The sequence below is a fragment of the Streptomyces sp. NPDC054796 genome (genome assembly GCF_053611545.1).
In genome coordinates this window covers 17,915-35,826 of record NZ_JBSHAO010000016.1, presented here as the reverse complement: position 1 = coordinate 35,826, position 17,912 = coordinate 17,915, and the positions used below count along the sequence as shown (strand labels likewise).

Here is a 17,912-nt window from a genome sequence, read left to right as displayed (position 1 = left end):
TGCCCCGGTGTTGGGTGTGGCATGCGCGACAAAAGACGGGATCTGTTTGGCGCCGTGCTGATGCCCGTCTTAGCGTCGTGGCCGCTGTTCGTCAGAAGTGACCGCGCCGCGGCCGACGGACAGTGATCGCCGAGTCCCCGTACGGCGCGAGCCAGGGGAGCCGGGGACCCACACGTCCCTTGGGGTGAATCGGACGCCTCCCGCACGAGGCGCCCGTAGGAGACCTTCCTGCTCCGAACCCGTCAGCTAACCCGGTAGGCGAGAAGGAAGGAAAGGAGTCGCGCCAGATCATGGCGTTCATCCGTGCCACCGGTAAGCATCGTGGGCAGAGCCGTGCCCGTCGCCGTGCGGGCGTCAACGCCGCAGGCATAGCGGGCCTCGCCGCTGTCGGCGTCGTGGGCTCCGTCGCGTCCCCGGCCCTCGCCGCCAACGACGAGGCGTCCACCGTCACCGACACCGGTCTGACCCAGGCCATCGACCTGGGCGGTTCCCTCGCCGCGACCGTCGGCGACCAGGCCGAGGCCCAGCAGGCCGAGGCCGAGCGCGCCAAGGCCGAGGCCGCCGCCAAGAAGGCCGCGGCCGAGGCGAAGAAGCGTGCCGACGAGGCCAAGCGCAAGGCGGCGGCCGAGAAGGCGGAGCGCGAGCGCGAGGCCAAGGAGGCCAAGGAGCGCGCGGCCCGCAAGGCGGAGGCCAAGCGCGCCGCGCTCAACGGCTACGTCGCCCCCGTCGACAACTCCTACGTCTCCACCGGCTACCAGACCGGCGGCGGCATGTGGTCCTCCGGCAGCCACACCGGCATCGACTTCCACGCGGCCCAGGGCACCCCGGTCAAGTCCGTCGCGGCCGGTGAGGTCGTGGAGGCGGGCGACGGCGGCGCCTACGGCAACAACATCGTGATCAAGCACAAGGACGGCACGTACACGCAGTACGGCCACCTGTCGTCCATCGGCGTCTCTGTCGGCCAGTCCGTCACCTCGGGCCAGCAGATCGCCCTCTCCGGCTCCACCGGCAACTCCTCGGGCCCGCACCTCCACTTCGAGGCCCGGACGGGCCCCGACTACGGCTCGGACATGGACCCGGTCGCCTATCTGCGCCAGCACGGCGTCAAGATCTGACCGAAACCGAAACCGAAACCGAAGCCGAATCCGACGCCCAACCCGGCGCCGTACCCGACTCCGCGCGGCATCCGTGAGTATCAGGACCCCCGGCCGACACATGGCCGGGGGTCCTTTTCACGCCGTATTCACGTGAGGGGAACTCTCGCCATCGGAAATTCGACGTGGCTGCAATACAGTTCGAGTCATGCGAATTTCCGCGCACGCGGTCTGCACGGCAATCCGCGACGACATCGTCAGCGGGGCATTTCCGCCCGGCGCCCGGCTCACCGAGGAACTCCTCGCCCGGCGTTACGGAGTCTCGCGGGTCCCCGTGCGCGAGGCGCTGCGCACGCTGGAGTCCGAGGGTTTTGTGCTGACGCGCAGACACGCGGGCGCCTGCGTGGCCGAGCCGACGGAGCAGGAGGCGGCGGACCTGCTGGAGATCCGCGCGGTGCTGGAGCCGCTGGGCGCGGCGCGCGCGGCGCAGCGGCGCACCGAGGCCCACCTCAAGGTGCTGCGCGGCCTGGTGCGCCTCGGCCAGCAGCGCGTGGACCGTGGCCACCTCTCCGACCTGCGCTCCCTGGGCGACTGGTTCCACGAGACACTGGCCCAAGCGTCCGGCAGCCCCAGTCTGACGACGCTGCTCACCCAGCTCCGGCGCAAGATCACATGGGTGTACGCGGTGGACGTGCCCGCGCAGGCCGCCACCGTATGGCAGGAGTACGGCGCCATCGTCGACGCGGTGGCGCGCGGCGACGCCGAGCGGGCCCGCGCGCTGACGGCCCAGCACGTGGAGCGTTCCGCGGTGCTCCACAGACTGCGCCGCCCGGTACCGAAAGGGGCCGCGCGCAAAGCGGCCGTGAGGAGTACGAAACCTTCCGTAAACACGGCGCGCGATTCTCTTTAACACTCCCCGTATACAAAGAAGAGGAGGAATTCACAGGCGTGTGCCCGTGAATTCCTCCTGCTCTTTTCCTGCCGTTGAGGGCAGCGAATCAGACGGTGCGAATCAGACGGTCTCCGGGAGTTCTTCGAGGCCCTCGGAGACGAGCTTCGCCAGACGGTCGAGCGCGGATTCCGCGTCATCCGCCTCGGAAGCCAGCACGATCTCCTCGCCGCCCTCCGCGCCGAGACCCAGCACGCCCAGCATGGAAGCGGCGTTGACCGGCGTGCCGTCCTCGCCCTTCTTCACGGTGACCGGGACGCCCGCAGCAGCCGCGGCGCGGCAGAAGATCGAGGCGGGGCGGGCGTGCAGGCCCTCGGCCCAGCCGACGGTGACGCGGCGCTCAACCATGGTGAAGCCCTTCGAATCGTGACGCTTGTGAACTGTTGTCTAGACCAGTCTCGCACGCGGTGCGAGCTGCTCCCGTGCCCCCTCAGCCTGCACTGTCGCACGTACGGGCGCGAGCCCGGCTCACAGGTCCTACCCTGACCCCATGCAGAGCCCGTCGGAGCGCGCTTACCCCACCCACTGGGAGGCCGACGTCGTCCTGCGCGACGGCGGCACGGCCCGGATCAGGCCCATCGCACCGGACGACGCCGAGCGGCTGGTGAGCTTCTACGAACGGGTCTCCGACGAGTCGAAGTACTACCGCTTCTTCGCGCCCTACCCCCGGCTCTCCGACCGCGACGTGCACCGCTTCACCCACCACGACTACGTCGACCGCGTCGGCCTGGCCGCCACCGTCGGCGGCGAGTTCATCGGCCTCGTCCGCTACGACCGCATCGACGGCACCGGACGCCCCGCCTCCGCGCCGGCGGACGAGGCCGAGGTCGCCTTCCTCGTGCGCGACGACCACCAGGGCCGCGGCGTGGCCTCCGCGCTGCTGGAGCACATCGGGGCCGTGGCGCGGGAGCGCGGCATCCGCCGCTTCAGCGCCGAGGTGCTGCCGGCGAACAACAAGATGATCAAGGTGTTCACCGACGCGGGCTACTCCCAGAAGCGCAGCTTCGAGGACGGCTCCGTCCACCTCACCTTCGACCTCGAACCGACCGAGCGCTCCCTCGCCGTGATGCGCGCCCGCGAGCAGCGCGCCGAGGCCCACTCGGTGGGACGGCTGCTCGCGCCCGGCTGCGTCGCCGTCATCGGCGCGGGCCGCAACCCGGGCGGCGCGGGCCGCGCCGTCCTGGAGAGCCTGCGCGCCGCCGGGTACGCGGGCCGCACGTACGCGGTCAACACCGCGCTGCCCGAGGGGCGTACGGAGCTCGGCGGCGTCCCCGCGTACCGCTCGGTGGGCGAGCTGCCCGAGTCCGTCGACCTCGCCGTCGTCGCCGTGCCAGCGGCTGCCGTCACCCAGGTCGTCAAGGACTGCGGCGAGCACGGTACCCAGGGTCTGGTCGTGCTCTCCGCCGACTTCGGGCGCGACGAGCAGCGCGAACTGGTGCGGCTGGCCCGCTCGTACGGGATGCGCATCATCGGACCTAACGCCTTCGGGCTGATGAACACCGCGCCCGACGTCCGGCTCAACGCGAGCCTCTCGCCCGAGCTGCCCCGGCGCGGCGGCATCGGCCTGTTCACCCAGTCGGGCGCCATCGGCATCGCGCTGCTCACCGGGCTGCACCGGCGCGGCATGGGTCTCTCCTCCTTCGTCTCGGCGGGCAACAGGGCGGACGTATCGGGGAACGACGTGCTCCAGTTCTGGGACGACGACCCCGGCACCGGCGTCGCGCTGCTCTACCTCGAATCCATCGGCAACCCCCGCAAGTTCACCCGCCTCGCCAAGCGCACCGCGGCGCGCAAGCCCGTCGTCGTGGTCAAGGGCGCCAGGCACAGCGGCAGCGCGCCCCCGCCGGGACACGCGGCGCCCGCCTCCCGCACCCCCGACGCGACCGTCACCTCGCTGCTGCGCCAGGCCGGAGTGATCATGGTCGAGACGGTCACCGAACTGCTCGACGCGGGCATCCTCCTGGTCAGCCAGCCCCTCCCCGCGGGGCCCCGCGTCGCCATCCTCGGCAACGCGGAGTCCCTCGCGCTCCTCACCTACGACGCCTGCCTGACGGACGACCTGCGCCCGCTGCCCGTCCGTGACCTGACGACGTCCGCCACCCCCGACGACTTCCGCCGCGCCCTGTCCGACGCGCTCGCCGACCCCGGCACGGACGCGGTCGTGGTCACGGCCATCCCCTGGGTCGGGGACACGCCCGTGGGGGAGCTGGCCGACGCGCTGCGCGAGACGGCCGAGGGCTCGGACAAGCCCGTCGCTGTGGTCCACCTCGCCATCGAGGGCCTCGACGCGGCCCTCGCGGAGCGCGGCATCCCCAGCTACCCGGCGGCCGAACGCGCGGCGCGCGCCCTGTCCGAGGCGGTGCGGTACGCGCGCTGGCGCGAGGAGGCGACGGCGCCGGGGCGGGTGCCGGAGTACGAGGTGGACGAGGCCGCGGCGTCCGCGCTCATCGCCCGCGCGGCGGCACGAAGCGCGGCACCGGCGGCCCCGGACGAGGGGCCCGGGGAAACCCCGGGTTCCGGTTCCGGCCGGGAGCCGGGCCCCGGCTCGGCTGCGGATTCCGGTTCCGGCGCGGGCGCGACTCCCGCTCCCGTCGCGGGCACCGGTTCGGGTACGGCCTCCGCCTCCGACCCCGTCGCGGGTTCCGGTACGGGCCCCGCCTCCGTCGCGGGCGCCGGTTCCGGCGTGGAGCCCGCGGCCCCCCGCGACGCCCCCGCCGAGGACGCCCTCCCCGCCGCCGGACCCCGCGAGGCCCGGCCCACCACCGTGTCGGCCACCACCGAGGAGCGGCACCGCAGCGTGCCCCTCGGCGCGGAGGACGCCGCCGCGCTGCTGGCGTACTACGGCGTCGCCGTCCACCCCACGAGCCCCGCGCCCACCCCCGACGACGCCGCGGCCGCCGCACGGCACCTCGGCTACCCCGTCGCGCTCAAGACCACGGCGCCGCACCTGCGCCACCGCGCCGACCTGGGCGGCGTCCGGCTCGACATCGCGGGCGAGAACGGGCTGCGCCGCGCCTACGCCGAGCTGACCGAAGCCCTCGGCAAGCCGGAGGAACTGCGCCCCGTCGTCCAGGCCATGGCGCCACGCGGCGTGGACACCGTGATCCGCGCGGCCGTCGACCCGGCCATCGGCGCCGTGCTCTCCTTCGGCCTCGCCGGGCCGCCCTCCGAGCTGCTCGGCGACACCGCGCACCGGCTCGTCCCGGTCACCGACAAGGAGGCGGCGGAGCTGATACGGACCATCCGCACCGCGCCCATCCTGTTCGGCTGGCGCGGCGCGCAGCCCGTCGACACGGGCGCGCTGGAAGAGCTGCTGCTGCGCGTCTCACGGCTGCTGGACGACCATCCCGAGATCGTCACCGTCGACCTGGAACCCGTGGTCGTCGCCCCGCGCGGCCTCACCGTCCTCGGCGCCTCGGTCCGCGTGGCCGAGCCGCAGCGCCGCAGCGACCAGGGACCACGCCGCCTGCCCGCCTACTGAGGCCCCGTGGCCCCGTAGGATGGCACTCATGGCGAAGACCGGTACGACGACCAAGGGGCTGCGCTCGGCGATCGAGCGCAGCGGATACTACCCGGCTCTCGTGGCCGAGGCCGTCGAGGCCGCGGTGGGCGGCGAGCCCGTGGCCTCCTACCTCGTGCACCAGGAGACGACGTTCGACTCCAACGAGGTACGCCGCCATGTCACGGTCCTCGTACTGACCGGCAACCGCTTCATCGTCAGCCATACCGACGAGCAGCCGGCCGACGGCACCTCGCCCTCGCCGTACGCGACGACGTCCACCGAGTCGGTGAAGGTGTCGCGCATTTCCTCGGTGGTCCTCTCCCGCGTCGTGGCCAACCCCGAGTCGTACACCCCGGGCACCCTGCCCCGCGAGGTCGTGCTGACCATCGGCTGGGGCGCCGTCTCCCGCCTCGATCTGGAGCCCGCCACCTGCGGTGACCCCAACTGCGAGGCCGACCACGGCTACACGGGCTCGACCACGGCCGACGACCTCTCGCTGCGCGTCAGCGAGGCGGCCGACGGCCCCGACACCGTCCGCCAGACCCTTGCCTTCGCCCAGGCGCTCTCGGAGGCGACGGCCGCCTCCACCAGCGCCGGGCCGCCCCAGTGAGACGAGGGGACACCCCACCGGACATGGCACAGCCCGCCACAGCAGGTCATCCCTGGCCCGACGAGCCCGGCGATCACGACGAGCCCGCACCCCTCGACCCCCGCACGGCCCCCGTGCCCCGCTACGGCGCGGGCTCTCTCGCCGATCTGCTGCCCGCGGTCACCGCGGGCCAGGGCGTGCCCGGCATGACGGCCGGGCTGTCACTCGCCCCGGCCGACCGGGTCTGCGTCTTCCTCGTGGACGGCATGGGCTGGGAGATCCTGCGGCAGCACCCGGACGAGGCGCCCTTCCTCACCTCGCTGCTCCCCGGCTCGGTCAACGGCACCGGCACCCCCCTCACCTCGGGCTTCCCCTCGACCACGGCGGCCTCGCTCGCCTCCGTCGGCACGGGCCTGGCCCCCGGCGTGCACGGCCTGCCCGGCTACACGGCGCTGAACCCGGCCACCGGCGAGCTGATGAACCAGTTGCGCTGGCAGCCGTGGACCGACCCGCACGCGTGGCAGCCGTATCCCACGGTCTTCCAGCTCGCCGACGCCGCCGGGATCGAGACCTGCCAGGTGTCGGCGCCGCACTTCCAGCACACCCCGCTGACGCAGATCGCGCTGTCGGGCGGCACCTTCTACGGCAGGCTCAGCGGCGAGGACCGCATGGACCTGGCGGCCGAACGGCTCGGCGCGGCCGACCGCTCGCTCGTCTACACCTACTACGCCGACCTCGACGGCAACGGCCACCGGCACGGCGTCGACTCCGACGCCTGGCGTGGCCAGCTCATGTATGTCGACCGGCTCGCGCAGCGGCTGGCCGAGCAGCTTCCGCCGCGCTCCGCGCTCTACATCACCGCCGACCACGGCATGGTGGACGTCCCCGACACCCCCGAGGCCCGCTTCGACGTGGACGCGGACTGGGAGCTGAACGCGGGCATCTCGCGGCTCGGCGGCGAGGGCCGGATGCGGCACCTGTACGCGGTTCCCGGCGCCGCCAGGGACGTGCACACGGTCTGGCGTGAGGTGCTGGCCGACCAGGCGTGGGTGGCGACGCGCGAGGAGGCCGTCGCGCTCGGCTGGTTCGGGCCGCACGTGGACGACCGTGTGCACGCGCGCCTCGGCGACGTGGTCGTCGCCATGAGCGGCGACGCCGCCGTCGTGGCCACCGAGCGGGAGCCCAAGGAGTCGGCGCTCGTCGGCATGCACGGCTCGGCGACGGCAGCGGAACAGCTCGTCCCGCTGCTCGAAGTCCGTACGTAGGCGCCCTCGTCCTCACGGGCCGGGCACGGCACGCGCCGGGCCCCGCCACGCCACGTCACGTCCTCACGGATCGTCCCCCCTCGCCCCCCACGCTGCGAAAGGCCGAAGTCCCCATGCCAGAGCTGGTGTTCTTCTCCGGAACCATGGACTGCGGGAAGAGCACGCTCGCGCTCCAGATCGAGCACAACCGCTCGGCGCGCGGGCTCCAGGGGATGATCTTCACCCGGAACGACCGCGCGGGGGAGGGGCGGCTCTCCTCCCGGCTCGGCCTGGTCACCGAGGCCGTCGAGGCGGGCGAGACGCTGGACTTCCACGCCCACCTGGTCAAACACCTCACGGCGGGCGGCCGTACGGACTACGTGATCGTGGACGAGGCCCAGTTCCTCGCCCCGGAGCAGGTGGACCAGCTCGCCCGCGTCGTCGACGACCTGGGCATGGACGTCTTCGCCTTCGGCATCACCACGGACTTCCGCACCAAGCTCTTCCCCGGCTCGCAGCGGCTGATGGAGCTGGCCGACCGCATCGAGGTGCTCCAGGTCGAGGCCCTGTGCTGGTGCGGCGCCCGCGCCACGCACAACGCCCGCACCGTGGGCGGCAGGATGGTGGTCGAGGGCGCGCAGGTCGTCGTCGGCGACGTGGGGGAGCCCAGGGGCGAGGTCGGCTACGAGGTGCTGTGCCGCCGCCATCACAGGCGCAGGCTCACGGCCGTGACGGCGGGCGCGGGCGCGCTCTCTCCCGACGTGCTCCCCGTCGACGCGCCAGGGCCGCAGTCAGGGCCGCAGGCGGGACCGCCGCTCGGCTCGTCGCCCCTCAACGGCCGGATGCCCTCCGCGCCTTCGCGGCCACGCTGACGGTGCGGGCGGGGGCGTCGGGCCCCGGCGCCCCGGCACCCGGGCGACGCCGACGCCCTCCGCCCCCGCCCCCGTCACGCCTGCCGCTGGATGACGCTGAACCGGGCGCCCTCCGGATCGGTGACCGTCGCCACCCGCCCGCACGCCGAGTCGCGCGGCCCCTCCAGCACGCGCCCCCCGAGGCTCTGCACCCGGCGCGCCGCCTTCTCCGCGTCCTCGACCGCGAAGTACGTCTTCCAGTGCGGCCCCCGGTCGCGCGGCAGCGCCTGCCCGACCCCGTGGACCCCCGCGACGGGCTCGCCGTCCAGGCGCAGCGTCAGATAGTCGAGGCCCCCGGTGCGCGCGGCCTCCGTCGCGTCCACGTCGAAGCCGAAGACGTCGGGGTAGAACTTGCCCGCGGGCCAGGTATCCCGGCAGACCAGCTCGTACCAGACGGGGACGCCCGGCGTGTCCCTCTCCGCCGTGCCCAGGCCCAGATGGGCCTCGGCCTGCCACACCCCGAAGGCGGCGCCCACCGGGTCCGAGGCCATCGCCACCCGGCCCGCGTCCTCCGCGTCCAGCGGGCCGACGGCCACGGTGCCGCCGCACTGCCGGATCAGCGAGGCCGTCACATCGGCGTTCTCCGTTGCCAGATACGGGGTCCACTCGACGCGGAACCGACGCGCCGGTGCCATCTCCCCCAGCCCCGCGACCTCGCGCCCGTCGAGGAGGGCGCGGGCGTAGGGCCCCCACTGCTGCGGCCCCGAGCGGAACTCCCAGCCGAACAGGGACTGGTAGAACTCCTGCGCCGCGGCCAGTCCGCGCACCATCAGGCTCGCCCAGCAGGGCGTGCCGCGTGTATGTCCTGTGTAGCCGTGCCGAGTCACTGCCCCGGTCATCTCTGTCTCTCTCCTCAAGACCATCATCGATGCGGTCGTGCGGTGGAACCGCCGTGACTTTCCTTCGGTTTCGTGCCGGATCGATGCTCGCACCACCCGCGGCGCGACGCTCCCGTCCGCGCCGCGTGCCGCGGCATCGGCTGCGAACATCCACCACGTCCGTCGCGAACACCCGCTGTGAACCCGATACACGCGCCTCCGGCATCCGGGTACCCCCTGTGCCGCGATACGGACGGCCGTACGGGCATGGGACCGCGGCATGGGCACGCGCACGGGTCCGCGGCACGGGCGCACGCACGGGTCCGCGCACGCGGTGGGGAGCCGCTGCGCGAGGATGGCGCCATGACAGCCACCATCATCTCCGCATCCGCACTCGCGAGCGACCTCGCGGAAGGCTCCTTTCCCGTACTTCTCGACGCCCGGTGGAGGCTGGGCGGCCCGCCCGGCAGGGAGGAGTACGAGAAGGGCCACCTCCCCGGTGCCGTCTACGTCGACCTGGAGACCGAACTCGCGGCCCCCGCGCGCGAGGGCACGGGGCGTCACCCGCTGCCAGGGCTGGAGGCGTTCACAGCGGCGATGCGCCGTGCCGGGGTCACCCAGGAGGGTCCCGTCGTCGTGTACGACGGCGGCCAGGGGTGGGGCGCCGCGCGCGCGTGGTGGCTGCTGCGCTGGGCGGGCCATCCCGACGTACGGGTGCTGGACGGCGGGCTGGCCGCCTGGGAGGGCCCCGTGACCACCGAGGTCCCCGACCCGCCCGAGGGCGACTTCGACCCGGTCCCCGGCTCCCTGCCGCTGCTCGACGCCGACGGGGCCGCCGCACTGGCCCGTACGGGGCTGCTGCTGGACGCGCGCGCGGGGGAGCGGTACCGGGGCGAGGTGGAGCCCATCGATCCCGTCGGCGGCCACATCCCGGGCGCCGTCTCCGCGCCCACCACGGAGAACGTGACCGAGGACGGCACCTTCCGCTCGCCGGAGGAGCTGCGACGCCGCTTCACCGGCCTCGGCGCGGACGCTGACACGGACGCGGGTCCGGAGATCGGCGTCTACTGCGGCTCCGGCGTCTCGGCCGCGCACGAGGTGCTGGCCCTGGCCGTCGCGGGCTTCGACGCGGCGCTGTACGTGGGCTCCTGGAGCGAGTGGACGGCCGACGGCACGCGCCCGGTCGCCACGGGCCCGCAGCCGGGCTGACCCCGGAGCCCGCTTCCGGGCCGGACGCACCGGTACCGGACGGCCCGGACCGGACGGCCCGGACCCGGCCGCCCGGTACACGTGGACCGCGCGCGCCCCGAGCCCTCGCGGGCCGGGAACGCGCGCGGTTGCGGAGCCTCGGGAGCAGCGGGCGCGGTCGTGTGCCGCGAGCCGCCCGGAGGCCGCCCGGAGCGGGCGGGTCCGGAGCGGCGGACGCGGGCTCAGTCCTTCTTGCGCCGGGTGCCGAAGACGATCTCGTCCCAGCTCGGCACCGCGGCCCGCCGCCCCGGACGGACGCCGTCCGCCTCGGCCTGGCGGTCCGTGTTGCCCTTCAGCCGGTCCCGGTGCGCGCTGACCGAGCGCGGCATGAGCACGTCCGCGTAAGCGGAACCCGCGCTCGCCGCCGGAGCCGGGGGCTCCACGGTCTCCTCCTCTTCCGGCTCCTCCTCGGCGTCCTGGACCTGCTCGCTCTCGGGCGCGGACGGCGGCGGGCCCGCGGCAGGCGCCGACGGGGCGGGCGATGAGGGGGATGAGGGGCCCGTGGGCTGCTGCTCCGGGACGATCATGTCCCCGCGGAAGTTCGGCACCGCCTCCAGCAGGCTCGTCAGCGAGTCGGTCCCGTCATCGGCGCCCGCGCCGGGCCCGTCGTCCCCTTCGTCGTCGGAGAAGCCGGGGGAGAGCGCGGCGGGCTCCAGCTCGCCGCGGTGGTCCCCGCGCTCGCCGCGGTCGCGCGGCAGCCGCGCGATCCGCGGGACGAACGGGAAGCTGGGCTCCGGCGTGTCGTCCGTCTCCCCGATGAGGGCGCGCGCTTCGTCGTCCACGGCCTGTACGAGCCGCCGGGGCGGGTCGTACGTCCACGTGGCCGAGTGCGGCTGGCCCGCGACGCGGTAGGCGAGCAGCACCTCCCAGGTGCCGTCGTCCCGGCGCCACGAGTCCCAGTGCACGGAGTCCTTGTCGGCGCCGCGCAGCAGCAGCCGCTCGGCGACGGCCTCGCCGAGCTGGGGACCCGCGTTCTCGCCGGGGCGCCGCACGGGCGTCTTGCGCGCCCGCTCGGCCATGAAGGCGCGCTCCGCGAGCACGGGGCCCTCGAAGCGGCGTACGCGGTCGACGGGGATGCCCGCGAGCTGCGCGACCTCCTCGGCGGACGCACCGGCCCTTATACGGGCCTGGATGTCCCGAGGGCGCAGGTGGCTCTCCACCTCGATCTCGATCTGGCCGAGCCGGGCACGGTCGTTTCGCACGGCGGCCCGCAGCCGCTCGTCGATCGGAAGCGTGTACTCCGTGCTGTCGGCAGCTTTGAGCACCAGCCGTGTGCCGTCGTTGCTGACGGCCACGACACGCAGTTCGGGCATGGGGACCTCCCGGGTGGTGCCTGCCGACGTCACGTGCGTCGCTGCTCCCGCTAGACGAGTGTGGCCTGCCCGGGCGCAGGCTGCCACAACCTTGCCGACTTGCCCGACGATCCGGAACTGTTCCGGTGTCGCCGCCATGGCACGGTTACCACTTCGCAACGCATAGTGACCGACGTAGTCACCTGTGCTGCCTGCGCCGGGCCAGAGCCGAGGCCAGGGCTCGTCACACTACTCCATTAGGGCAGCGGGGTGGACCGGCGCGCCGTCGAAGTTGCCGGACGGTAAGGGAGTTGAGTGCCCGGATGCCCATATGTGCAGCTTAGGGGTGGTGGCGAGCCTCACAGAACCCCCCGAATCGGAACCATTGCCTTCGCCCAATAGTCACCAATCAGTGCACAGTGGATGAAGTGTGCGAGCGAAGGCAGGTAATGGACGAGAAGGATAAAACCGGCACGGCGGACGAGGAGCCGAAGGCGAGGCGAATAGAACTGAGCTTCGCGCAGGTCGCGGGAAGCGCCCTGGCCGCGGTGATCGCCGCGGTGTTCGCGGGGAAGATGGGCGTCTACGGGACGTTCCTCGGTGCCGGCGTGGTGAGCGTCGTCGCCACGACGGGCGGCCCGATCTTCCAGCACTTCTTCCGCCGTACCGGTGAACAGATCAAGGACAAGACCCCGGTGCCGCCCCTCGTGCGCCAGATCACCGTGCGGGAGCGGGACGGCGACCGCGAGGCGACGACGGTGATGACCGTCGAGGACCCCGGTCCGTACAAGGACGAGTCGGAGCCGGTGAAGGAGCCGCTCGCGCCGCCCGGCCCGCACCCCGATCCGGGCCCGGCACCCGACCCCGGCTCCGACGCCGATCCGGAGCGGACGCGGCTCCTGCGCACGGACCTGGGCCGCACGGGACACGGCGCGACGGCCGGGCAGGGCGCGCAGGGGGCTGAGGGGGCGCCCGTCGACGACCCGACGCGGCAGCTCAGGCTCGGCGCCGACCGGACCCAGCTGCTCAGGACGGCGGACGTGACACGGCTGACCGCCGCAGCGCCCGGGGCCGGGGAGGGCGCGGCGGAGGCGGAGCCCGAGGAGTACACGTACGCCACCACGCACGGCACCCGCTGGCGCGGCTGGAAGCGGACGATGCTCCCCGCGGTCCTCGTCTTCGTCCTCGCCATCGGCGGGATCACGCTGTACGAGGTGCTCTCGGGCGGCAGCGTCTCCGGCGGCAAGGGGACCTCCATCAGCCATGTCTTCGGCTCCGGCGGCTCCTCCGACGGCGACGGCGACGACGGCACGACGCCCACCCCCGGGCCCAGCTCGTCCACCGGTTCGGGTGACGACGGCTCGTCCACCACGGACGGCGACGGCACGGACCCGGGAACCGGCTCGCCCAGCCCGGACACCGGCACGGGCGAAGGCGACGGCGACGGCACGTCGACCACCCAGGAGCCGACGCCCGCGCCGAGCGAGACCACGAAGGGCAGCGGCTCGGACGGTACGGACGGCGACACCGGCCGGACCACGGATCCCGACACCGGTACGAGTGGTGACACCGACCAGTCGACGGGCGACGCCGACGGGCAGTCCGGCACGGACAGCGGCAGCGGCAGCGACAGCGGCCAGCAGTCCGAGCCCTCCACCGGATAACCCCGGCCCTCGGGCCCCGTCCCCTGCCCACGCGCCCCGTGTCCCCGCCCTCAGCGGCGGGGGTGCGGGGCGCCGCTCATGCGCCTGACGCGCCTCACGCGCTCACGCGCCCAGGACCCGGCGCAGGTAGTCGTTGCCGAAGAGGCGGTCCGGGTCGAGCCGGTCGCGCAGCGCGGTGAACTCGGCGAAGCGCGGATACACGTCGGCGAGGTACTCCGCGTCGCGCGAGTGCAGCTTCCCCCAGTGCGGCCGTCCGCCGTGCGCCGTCATGATCCGCTCGGCGGCGGTGAAGTACGCCTCGTGCGGCGTGCCCCGGTACATATGGACCGCGATGTACGCGGTCTCCCTGCCGCTCGCCGTGGACAGTGGTATGTCGTCGGCGGGCGCCGTCCGTATCTCGACGGGAAAGCTGACCCGGAACCCGGAGCGCGCCACCAGGGCCTTCAGCTCGCGCAGCGCGTCCATCGCCGCCTCGCGCGGCAGCGCGTACTCCATCTCCACGAAGCGCACCCGGCGGGGCGAGGTGAAGACCCGGTAGGGGATGTCGGTGTACGTGCGGGCCGACAGGGCCCTGCTGGAGATCCTGGCGACGGAGGGAACCGTGGCCGGGGCCCGCTTGCCCAGTGAGCAGGCCGCCTGGAAGACGCCGTTGGACAGCAGCTCGTCGTCCACCCAGCCGCGCACCCGGGGCAGCGGGCGCGCCGGTCCGGCGCTGCGGTTGTTGCGCTTGGTGTTGCAGCCGTCCGTGTGCGGGAACCAGTAGAACTCGAAGTGCTCGTTCTCGGCCACGAGTTGATCGAACTCGCTCACGACCTGTGCGAAGGGCATGGGCTCCTCGCGCGCGTGGAGCAGGAAGGCGGGCTCCACGGCGAAGGTGACCTCGCTGATCACGCCCAGGGCCCCGAGCCCCAGCCGCGCGGCGGCGAAGACGTCCGGGTTCTCGTCGGCGGAGCAGCGCGTCACGGAGCCGTCGGCGAGCACCAGCTCCAGGCCCGTGATCTGCGCGGCCAGCGAGGCCGACTCGCGCCCCGTCCCGTGCGTGCCGGTGCTCACGGCGCCCGAGACGGTCTGCTCCATGATGTCGCCCATGTTCGTCAGCGACAGGCCCTGCGCCGCCAGGGCCTCGTTGAGGCGCTTCAGCGGGGTTCCAGCGGCCACGGTGACCGTCCCGGCCGCGCGGTCGACGGACCGGATGCCGGTGAGCCGGTCGGGGCGGATGAGCACGCCGTCCGTCGCGGCCACGCCCGTGAAGGAGTGCCCGGAGCCCGCCGCCTTCACGGTGAGCCCGTCCTCTGCGGCCCTGCGCACGACCTCGGCCAGCGCGGCGGTGGTGGAGGGGGCGCTGGTGCGCACGGGGCGGACGGCGACGTTCCGGGCCCAGTTGCGCCAGGTGACCCGGCTGCTCATCGGCTGCACGCTCATCAACGACCGTCCCCTCTCGCCGCCGGTACCGGGCGGAGCCCGGCCAGTTGGTGGGGGATCATACTCACGGCTCACCCGCCCGTGACCGGCAGGACCGCCCACGGCCACCGTCGGGACCGTCCACGGCCGTCGTCAGGCTCCCGCGTGGCCGTCCGGCGGAGCCGCCCACGGCCACCCGGCGCACGGACGGGAGCCCGACCGCCGGTTTCCCGTGACGGATGGCAGGATCGGAGATATGTCCGATGCGCTCGAAGCCAGCGACCCCGCGGACCCGCGCGGCCTGGCGGGTCCCCCCGATGTCCGTCCCTACGACGCCCTGCTGCTGCTCTCCTTCGGCGGCCCCGAAGGGCCCGAGGACGTCGTGCCGTTCCTGGAGAACGTCACCCGCGGGCGGGGCATCCCGCGCGAGCGCCTGGAGGAGGTCGGACAGCACTACTTCCTGTTCGGCGGCGTCAGCCCCATCAACCAGCAGAACCGCGAGCTGCTGGACGCCCTCCGCAAGGACTTCGCGGACCACGGAGTGGACCTCCCCGTCTACTGGGGCAACCGCAACTGGGCGCCGTACCTCACCGACACCCTCCGTGAGCTGGCCCGCGAAGGGCGTGAGCGCGTCCTCGTGCTCGCGACGAGCGCCTACGCCTCCTACTCGGGCTGCCGCCAGTACCGCGAGAACCTCGCCGAGGCCCTGGCCACGCTGGAGGCCGAGGGCATCACGCCGCCGCACGTCGACAAGCTGCGGCACTACTTCAACCACCCGGGCTTCGTCGGGCCGATGACCGAGGGCGTGCTGGACGCGCTCGGCCGCCTCCCCGCCGAGGTCCGCGACACCGCGCACCTGGCCTTCACCACCCACTCCATCCCCGTCGCCGCCGCCGACACCTCGGGCCCTGTGGAGGCCCACGGCGACGGCGGCGCCTACGTGGCACAGCACCTGGACGTGGCGCGGCTCGTCGCCGACGCGGTACGGGAGCGCACCGGCGTGGAGCGCCCCTGGAAGCTCGTCTACCAGTCCCGCAGCGGCCCCCCGCACGTCCCCTGGCTGGAGCCGGACATCTGCGACCACCTGGAGGAGCTGCACGGGCAGGGCGTGCCCGCGGCCGTGATGGTCCCCATCGGCTTCGTCTCCGACCACATGGAGGTCCTCTACGACCTGGACACGGAGGCCACCGACAAGGCCCGCGAGCTGGGCCTGCCCGTGGCCAGGTCCGCGACGGTCGGTGCCGACCCGCGCTTCGCCGCCGCCGTGCGCGAGCTGACGGTGGAGCGGGCCGCGGCCGAGCGCGGCGGCGACCCACGGCGCTGCGCGCTCGGCGCCCTCGGCCCGAGCCACGACCTGTGCCCCGTCGGCTGCTGCCCCGCGCGCACGCCCAAGCCCGCGGCGGCGGGCGCTGACAGCCCGTACGCGTAACCCCCCGGTTGGCCGCCCGTCACCTCCGGGCGAGCCGCGCGCCGCGTGCCGGGCGCGCACGCGCGGCTCCGGGGCCCCGCGCGGTTGCGCGGGGCCAGCGGGGGAAGGCGGAGGACGGGCGGTCCCGGTGACCCCGGCCGCCCCGCGCGTCCCCTTCGCACCACACCTCCGCCGTCCCCCTGCCCGCCACGAGCACCACGACAGACCCGCACCGAGCCCGAGCACCGAGCCCGAGCAGTACGACGATCGAGCAAGGAGAGACGTGAGCGACCAGCTCGACCAGTTGAAGGCCGAACTCCTCGAACTCGCCCTGGAGGCGGCCCACCGGGCCGGTGTCCTCCTGCGCGACGGGCGACCCGACGACCTCGGCGTCGCCGCCACCAAGACCAGCGCCGTCGACGTCGTGACCGAGATGGACCTCGCCTCGGAGAAGCTGATCACCGGCTATCTCTCCGAGCGCCGCCCCGACGATGGCTTCCTGGGGGAGGAGGGCGCCTCCTCCGAGGGCAGCAGCGGTGTCCGCTGGGTCATCGACCCGCTCGACGGCACCGTGAACTACCTCTACGGACTGCCCAACTGGGCCGTCTCCATCGCGGCCGAGTACGAGGGCGAGGCGGTGGTCGGCGTCGTCGAGTCGCCCCCTCGCGGCGAGACGTTCCGCGCCGCACTGGGCCACGGGGCCTTCCTCAACGCCAAGCCGATCCAGTGCCGCCCCTCGCCGCCGCTCGACCAGGCCCTGATCGGCACGGGCTTCGGCTATCTCGCCGAGCGCCGCGTGGCGCAGGCAGAGACGGTGCGGCAGATCGTCCCGCGCGTCCGCGACATCCGGCGCTCGGGATCGGCGGCGATCGACCTGTGCGACGTCGGCGCCGGGCGGCTCGACGGCTTCTACGAGCGCGGGCTGAACCACTGGGACCTGGCGGCCGGCGACCTCGTCGCACGCGAGGCCGGGGCCCTCACGGGCGGCCGTCCGGGCGAGGCGCCGGGCAACGAGCTGACCGTCGCGGCGTCCCCCGGCGTCTTCGGCTCCCTCCAGCCGCTCCTGGACGACCTGGGCGCCTGGCACGACTGAACGGCGGACGACTGACGGCTGACGGCTGACGACTGACGGCTGACGACGGCGTCCGGGGCCCCGCCCGTCCCCGGGCTCCGGGCCGTACGCGGGCATGCGACCGGGCCCCTGGAGATATCTCCAGGGGCCCGGCGACATACGGGGCCCGCCGCTCGCGCCGTGCCGGACCTCATCGGGTCACGGACGGGGCGCGTACGGAGCGGGGAAACGTGAGGTGGGTGGGCCAGGGCCTCGTCGGGGCCCTGGGGGGGCTTCGTCAGGCCGGAGCGGTGGCGCTGCTGCCGACCTGGACGCCGTGCTCGGCGGCGAGGCGGTGCAGATCTTCCAGCTCGGCCTGCTCGACCTCCGCGAGGAAGTCGTCGCCCGACTCGCGCGCGTGGTGCATTTCGGACTCGGTGTTCCTTATGCGTTGCAGCAGCCCTGCGGTGAACGCGTCCATGGTGCGCCCCCTCGTCGTGGGTCGGTGGCACGGGGATGTGCCGAGGGTTCCGGTCGGTCCCGGTCACGGCGTGGTCCCTGCTGCGCTGCCCGGGGGCAACTGTGGTGCGGCTGGCGAGGCATGCCGCCTGGAGGGCGTGATCTCGGGGTGTGCACTCGTCCTCCCCACCACGAATCTCAGGGAAACCTCAACGCCCCTGAAAAATCCGAGAATCCCCGCGGCGGCAGGGCCCTTACAGCCGATTTATCGAGCTTCGGGGC

At 73.7% G+C, this 17,912-nt stretch carries 15 protein-coding genes and 1 riboswitch; of the genes, 10 read left to right on the top strand and 5 right to left on the bottom strand.

Annotated elements, in window-relative coordinates:
* Positions 1-117: 117 nt before the first annotated feature.
* A riboswitch (cyclic di-AMP (ydaO/yuaA leader) is annotated at positions 118-275 on the top strand.
* 15 nt (positions 276-290) lie between these two features.
* Entirely contained in the window at positions 291-1,115 is an 825-nt protein-coding gene (locus ACWGJ2_RS15915) for a M23 family metallopeptidase (protein WP_453346681.1), read from the top strand.
* 187 nt (positions 1,116-1,302) lie between these two features.
* The gene (locus ACWGJ2_RS15910; RefSeq protein ID WP_453346680.1) at positions 1,303-2,004 is read left to right on the top strand and encodes a GntR family transcriptional regulator; all 702 of its coding nucleotides are present in this window, start codon (positions 1,303-1,305) and stop codon (positions 2,002-2,004) included.
* Between the two features lie 102 nt (positions 2,005-2,106).
* Here the strand turns inward: ACWGJ2_RS15910 and ACWGJ2_RS15905 are convergent, their stop codons facing one another.
* Complete coding sequence (locus tag ACWGJ2_RS15905; protein WP_453346679.1) at positions 2,107-2,391, bottom strand: HPr family phosphocarrier protein; 285 nt, start codon at positions 2,389-2,391, stop codon at positions 2,107-2,109.
* Between the two features lie 142 nt (positions 2,392-2,533).
* Here ACWGJ2_RS15905 and ACWGJ2_RS15900 point away from each other — a divergent pair, with 142 nt between their 5' ends.
* The 4 genes from ACWGJ2_RS15900 (at position 2,534) to ACWGJ2_RS15885 (ending at position 8,250) form a co-directional block, all read left to right on the top strand.
* Positions 2,534-5,524, top strand: coding sequence for a GNAT family N-acetyltransferase (locus tag ACWGJ2_RS15900; RefSeq protein ID WP_453346678.1), 2,991 nt, complete (start codon positions 2,534-2,536; stop codon positions 5,522-5,524).
* A gap of 28 nt (positions 5,525-5,552) precedes the next feature.
* Entirely contained in the window at positions 5,553-6,155 is a 603-nt protein-coding gene (locus ACWGJ2_RS15895) for a DUF5998 family protein (RefSeq protein ID WP_453346677.1), read from the top strand.
* Between the two features lie 23 nt (positions 6,156-6,178).
* Positions 6,179-7,399 (top strand): alkaline phosphatase family protein, encoded by a 1,221-nt coding sequence (locus ACWGJ2_RS15890; RefSeq protein ID WP_453346676.1) that lies wholly within the window; start codon positions 6,179-6,181, stop codon positions 7,397-7,399.
* A 113-nt stretch (positions 7,400-7,512) separates the two neighbouring features.
* Positions 7,513-8,250 (top strand): thymidine kinase, encoded by a 738-nt coding sequence (locus ACWGJ2_RS15885; RefSeq protein ID WP_453346675.1) that lies wholly within the window; start codon positions 7,513-7,515, stop codon positions 8,248-8,250.
* A gap of 74 nt (positions 8,251-8,324) precedes the next feature.
* On the opposite strand, the gene ACWGJ2_RS15880 is transcribed toward ACWGJ2_RS15885, so the two are convergent.
* Complete coding sequence (locus ACWGJ2_RS15880) at positions 8,325-9,128, bottom strand: VOC family protein (RefSeq protein WP_453346674.1); 804 nt, start codon at positions 9,126-9,128, stop codon at positions 8,325-8,327.
* Positions 9,129-9,470: 342 nt separating this feature from the next.
* Here ACWGJ2_RS15880 and ACWGJ2_RS15875 point away from each other — a divergent pair, with 342 nt between their 5' ends.
* The gene (locus ACWGJ2_RS15875) at positions 9,471-10,316 is read left to right on the top strand and encodes a sulfurtransferase (protein ID WP_453346673.1); all 846 of its coding nucleotides are present in this window, start codon (positions 9,471-9,473) and stop codon (positions 10,314-10,316) included.
* Positions 10,317-10,537: 221 nt separating this feature from the next.
* Here the strand turns inward: ACWGJ2_RS15875 and sepH are convergent, their stop codons facing one another.
* Entirely contained in the window at positions 10,538-11,668 is a 1,131-nt protein-coding gene (gene sepH, locus ACWGJ2_RS15870; protein ID WP_453346672.1) for a septation protein SepH, read from the bottom strand.
* Between the two features lie 428 nt (positions 11,669-12,096).
* Here sepH and ACWGJ2_RS15865 point away from each other — a divergent pair, with 428 nt between their 5' ends.
* Positions 12,097-13,311 (top strand): hypothetical protein, encoded by a 1,215-nt coding sequence (locus tag ACWGJ2_RS15865; RefSeq protein WP_453346671.1) that lies wholly within the window; start codon positions 12,097-12,099, stop codon positions 13,309-13,311.
* A gap of 102 nt (positions 13,312-13,413) precedes the next feature.
* On the opposite strand, the gene ACWGJ2_RS15860 is transcribed toward ACWGJ2_RS15865, so the two are convergent.
* On the bottom strand, positions 13,414-14,733 hold the full coding sequence (locus ACWGJ2_RS15860; RefSeq protein ID WP_453346670.1) for a D-arabinono-1,4-lactone oxidase: 1,320 nt from the start codon (positions 14,731-14,733) through the stop codon (positions 13,414-13,416).
* Positions 14,734-14,968: 235 nt separating this feature from the next.
* Here ACWGJ2_RS15860 and ACWGJ2_RS15855 point away from each other — a divergent pair, with 235 nt between their 5' ends.
* Both ACWGJ2_RS15855 and ACWGJ2_RS15850 read left to right on the top strand, forming a co-directional pair.
* On the top strand, positions 14,969-16,141 hold the full coding sequence (locus ACWGJ2_RS15855; RefSeq protein ID WP_453346669.1) for a ferrochelatase: 1,173 nt from the start codon (positions 14,969-14,971) through the stop codon (positions 16,139-16,141).
* A gap of 262 nt (positions 16,142-16,403) precedes the next feature.
* Positions 16,404-17,213, top strand: coding sequence for an inositol monophosphatase family protein (locus ACWGJ2_RS15850; RefSeq protein ID WP_453346668.1), 810 nt, complete (start codon positions 16,404-16,406; stop codon positions 17,211-17,213).
* A 256-nt stretch (positions 17,214-17,469) separates the two neighbouring features.
* Here ACWGJ2_RS15850 and ACWGJ2_RS15845 read toward each other — a convergent pair whose 3' ends face one another.
* Positions 17,470-17,652, bottom strand: coding sequence for a hypothetical protein (locus ACWGJ2_RS15845; RefSeq protein WP_453346667.1), 183 nt, complete (start codon positions 17,650-17,652; stop codon positions 17,470-17,472).
* Between the last annotated feature and the right edge of the window lie 260 nt (positions 17,653-17,912).

What these genes read in the sequence shown, in the direction of transcription:
- sepH (WP_453346672.1), bottom strand. Translation starts at nt 11,668, where the DNA reads ATGCCCGAACTGCGTGTCGTGGCCGTCAGCAACGACGGCACACGGCTG.
- ACWGJ2_RS15880 (WP_453346674.1), bottom strand. Translation starts at nt 9,128, where the DNA reads ATGACCGGGGCAGTGACTCGGCACGGCTACACAGGACATACACGCGGC.
- ACWGJ2_RS15895 (WP_453346677.1), top strand. Translation starts at nt 5,553, where the DNA reads ATGGCGAAGACCGGTACGACGACCAAGGGGCTGCGCTCGGCGATCGAG.
- ACWGJ2_RS15900 (WP_453346678.1), top strand. Translation starts at nt 2,534, where the DNA reads ATGCAGAGCCCGTCGGAGCGCGCTTACCCCACCCACTGGGAGGCCGAC.
- ACWGJ2_RS15860 (WP_453346670.1), bottom strand. Translation starts at nt 14,733, where the DNA reads ATGAGCGTGCAGCCGATGAGCAGCCGGGTCACCTGGCGCAACTGGGCC.
- ACWGJ2_RS15865 (WP_453346671.1), top strand. Translation starts at nt 12,097, where the DNA reads ATGGACGAGAAGGATAAAACCGGCACGGCGGACGAGGAGCCGAAGGCG.
- ACWGJ2_RS15910 (WP_453346680.1), top strand. Translation starts at nt 1,303, where the DNA reads ATGCGAATTTCCGCGCACGCGGTCTGCACGGCAATCCGCGACGACATC.
- ACWGJ2_RS15905 (WP_453346679.1), bottom strand. Translation starts at nt 2,391, where the DNA reads ATGGTTGAGCGCCGCGTCACCGTCGGCTGGGCCGAGGGCCTGCACGCC.
- ACWGJ2_RS15875 (WP_453346673.1), top strand. Translation starts at nt 9,471, where the DNA reads ATGACAGCCACCATCATCTCCGCATCCGCACTCGCGAGCGACCTCGCG.
- ACWGJ2_RS15855 (WP_453346669.1), top strand. Translation starts at nt 14,969, where the DNA reads ATGTCCGATGCGCTCGAAGCCAGCGACCCCGCGGACCCGCGCGGCCTG.
- ACWGJ2_RS15915 (WP_453346681.1), top strand. Translation starts at nt 291, where the DNA reads ATGGCGTTCATCCGTGCCACCGGTAAGCATCGTGGGCAGAGCCGTGCC.
- ACWGJ2_RS15845 (WP_453346667.1), bottom strand. Translation starts at nt 17,652, where the DNA reads ATGGACGCGTTCACCGCAGGGCTGCTGCAACGCATAAGGAACACCGAG.
- ACWGJ2_RS15885 (WP_453346675.1), top strand. Translation starts at nt 7,513, where the DNA reads ATGCCAGAGCTGGTGTTCTTCTCCGGAACCATGGACTGCGGGAAGAGC.
- ACWGJ2_RS15890 (WP_453346676.1), top strand. Translation starts at nt 6,179, where the DNA reads ATGGCACAGCCCGCCACAGCAGGTCATCCCTGGCCCGACGAGCCCGGC.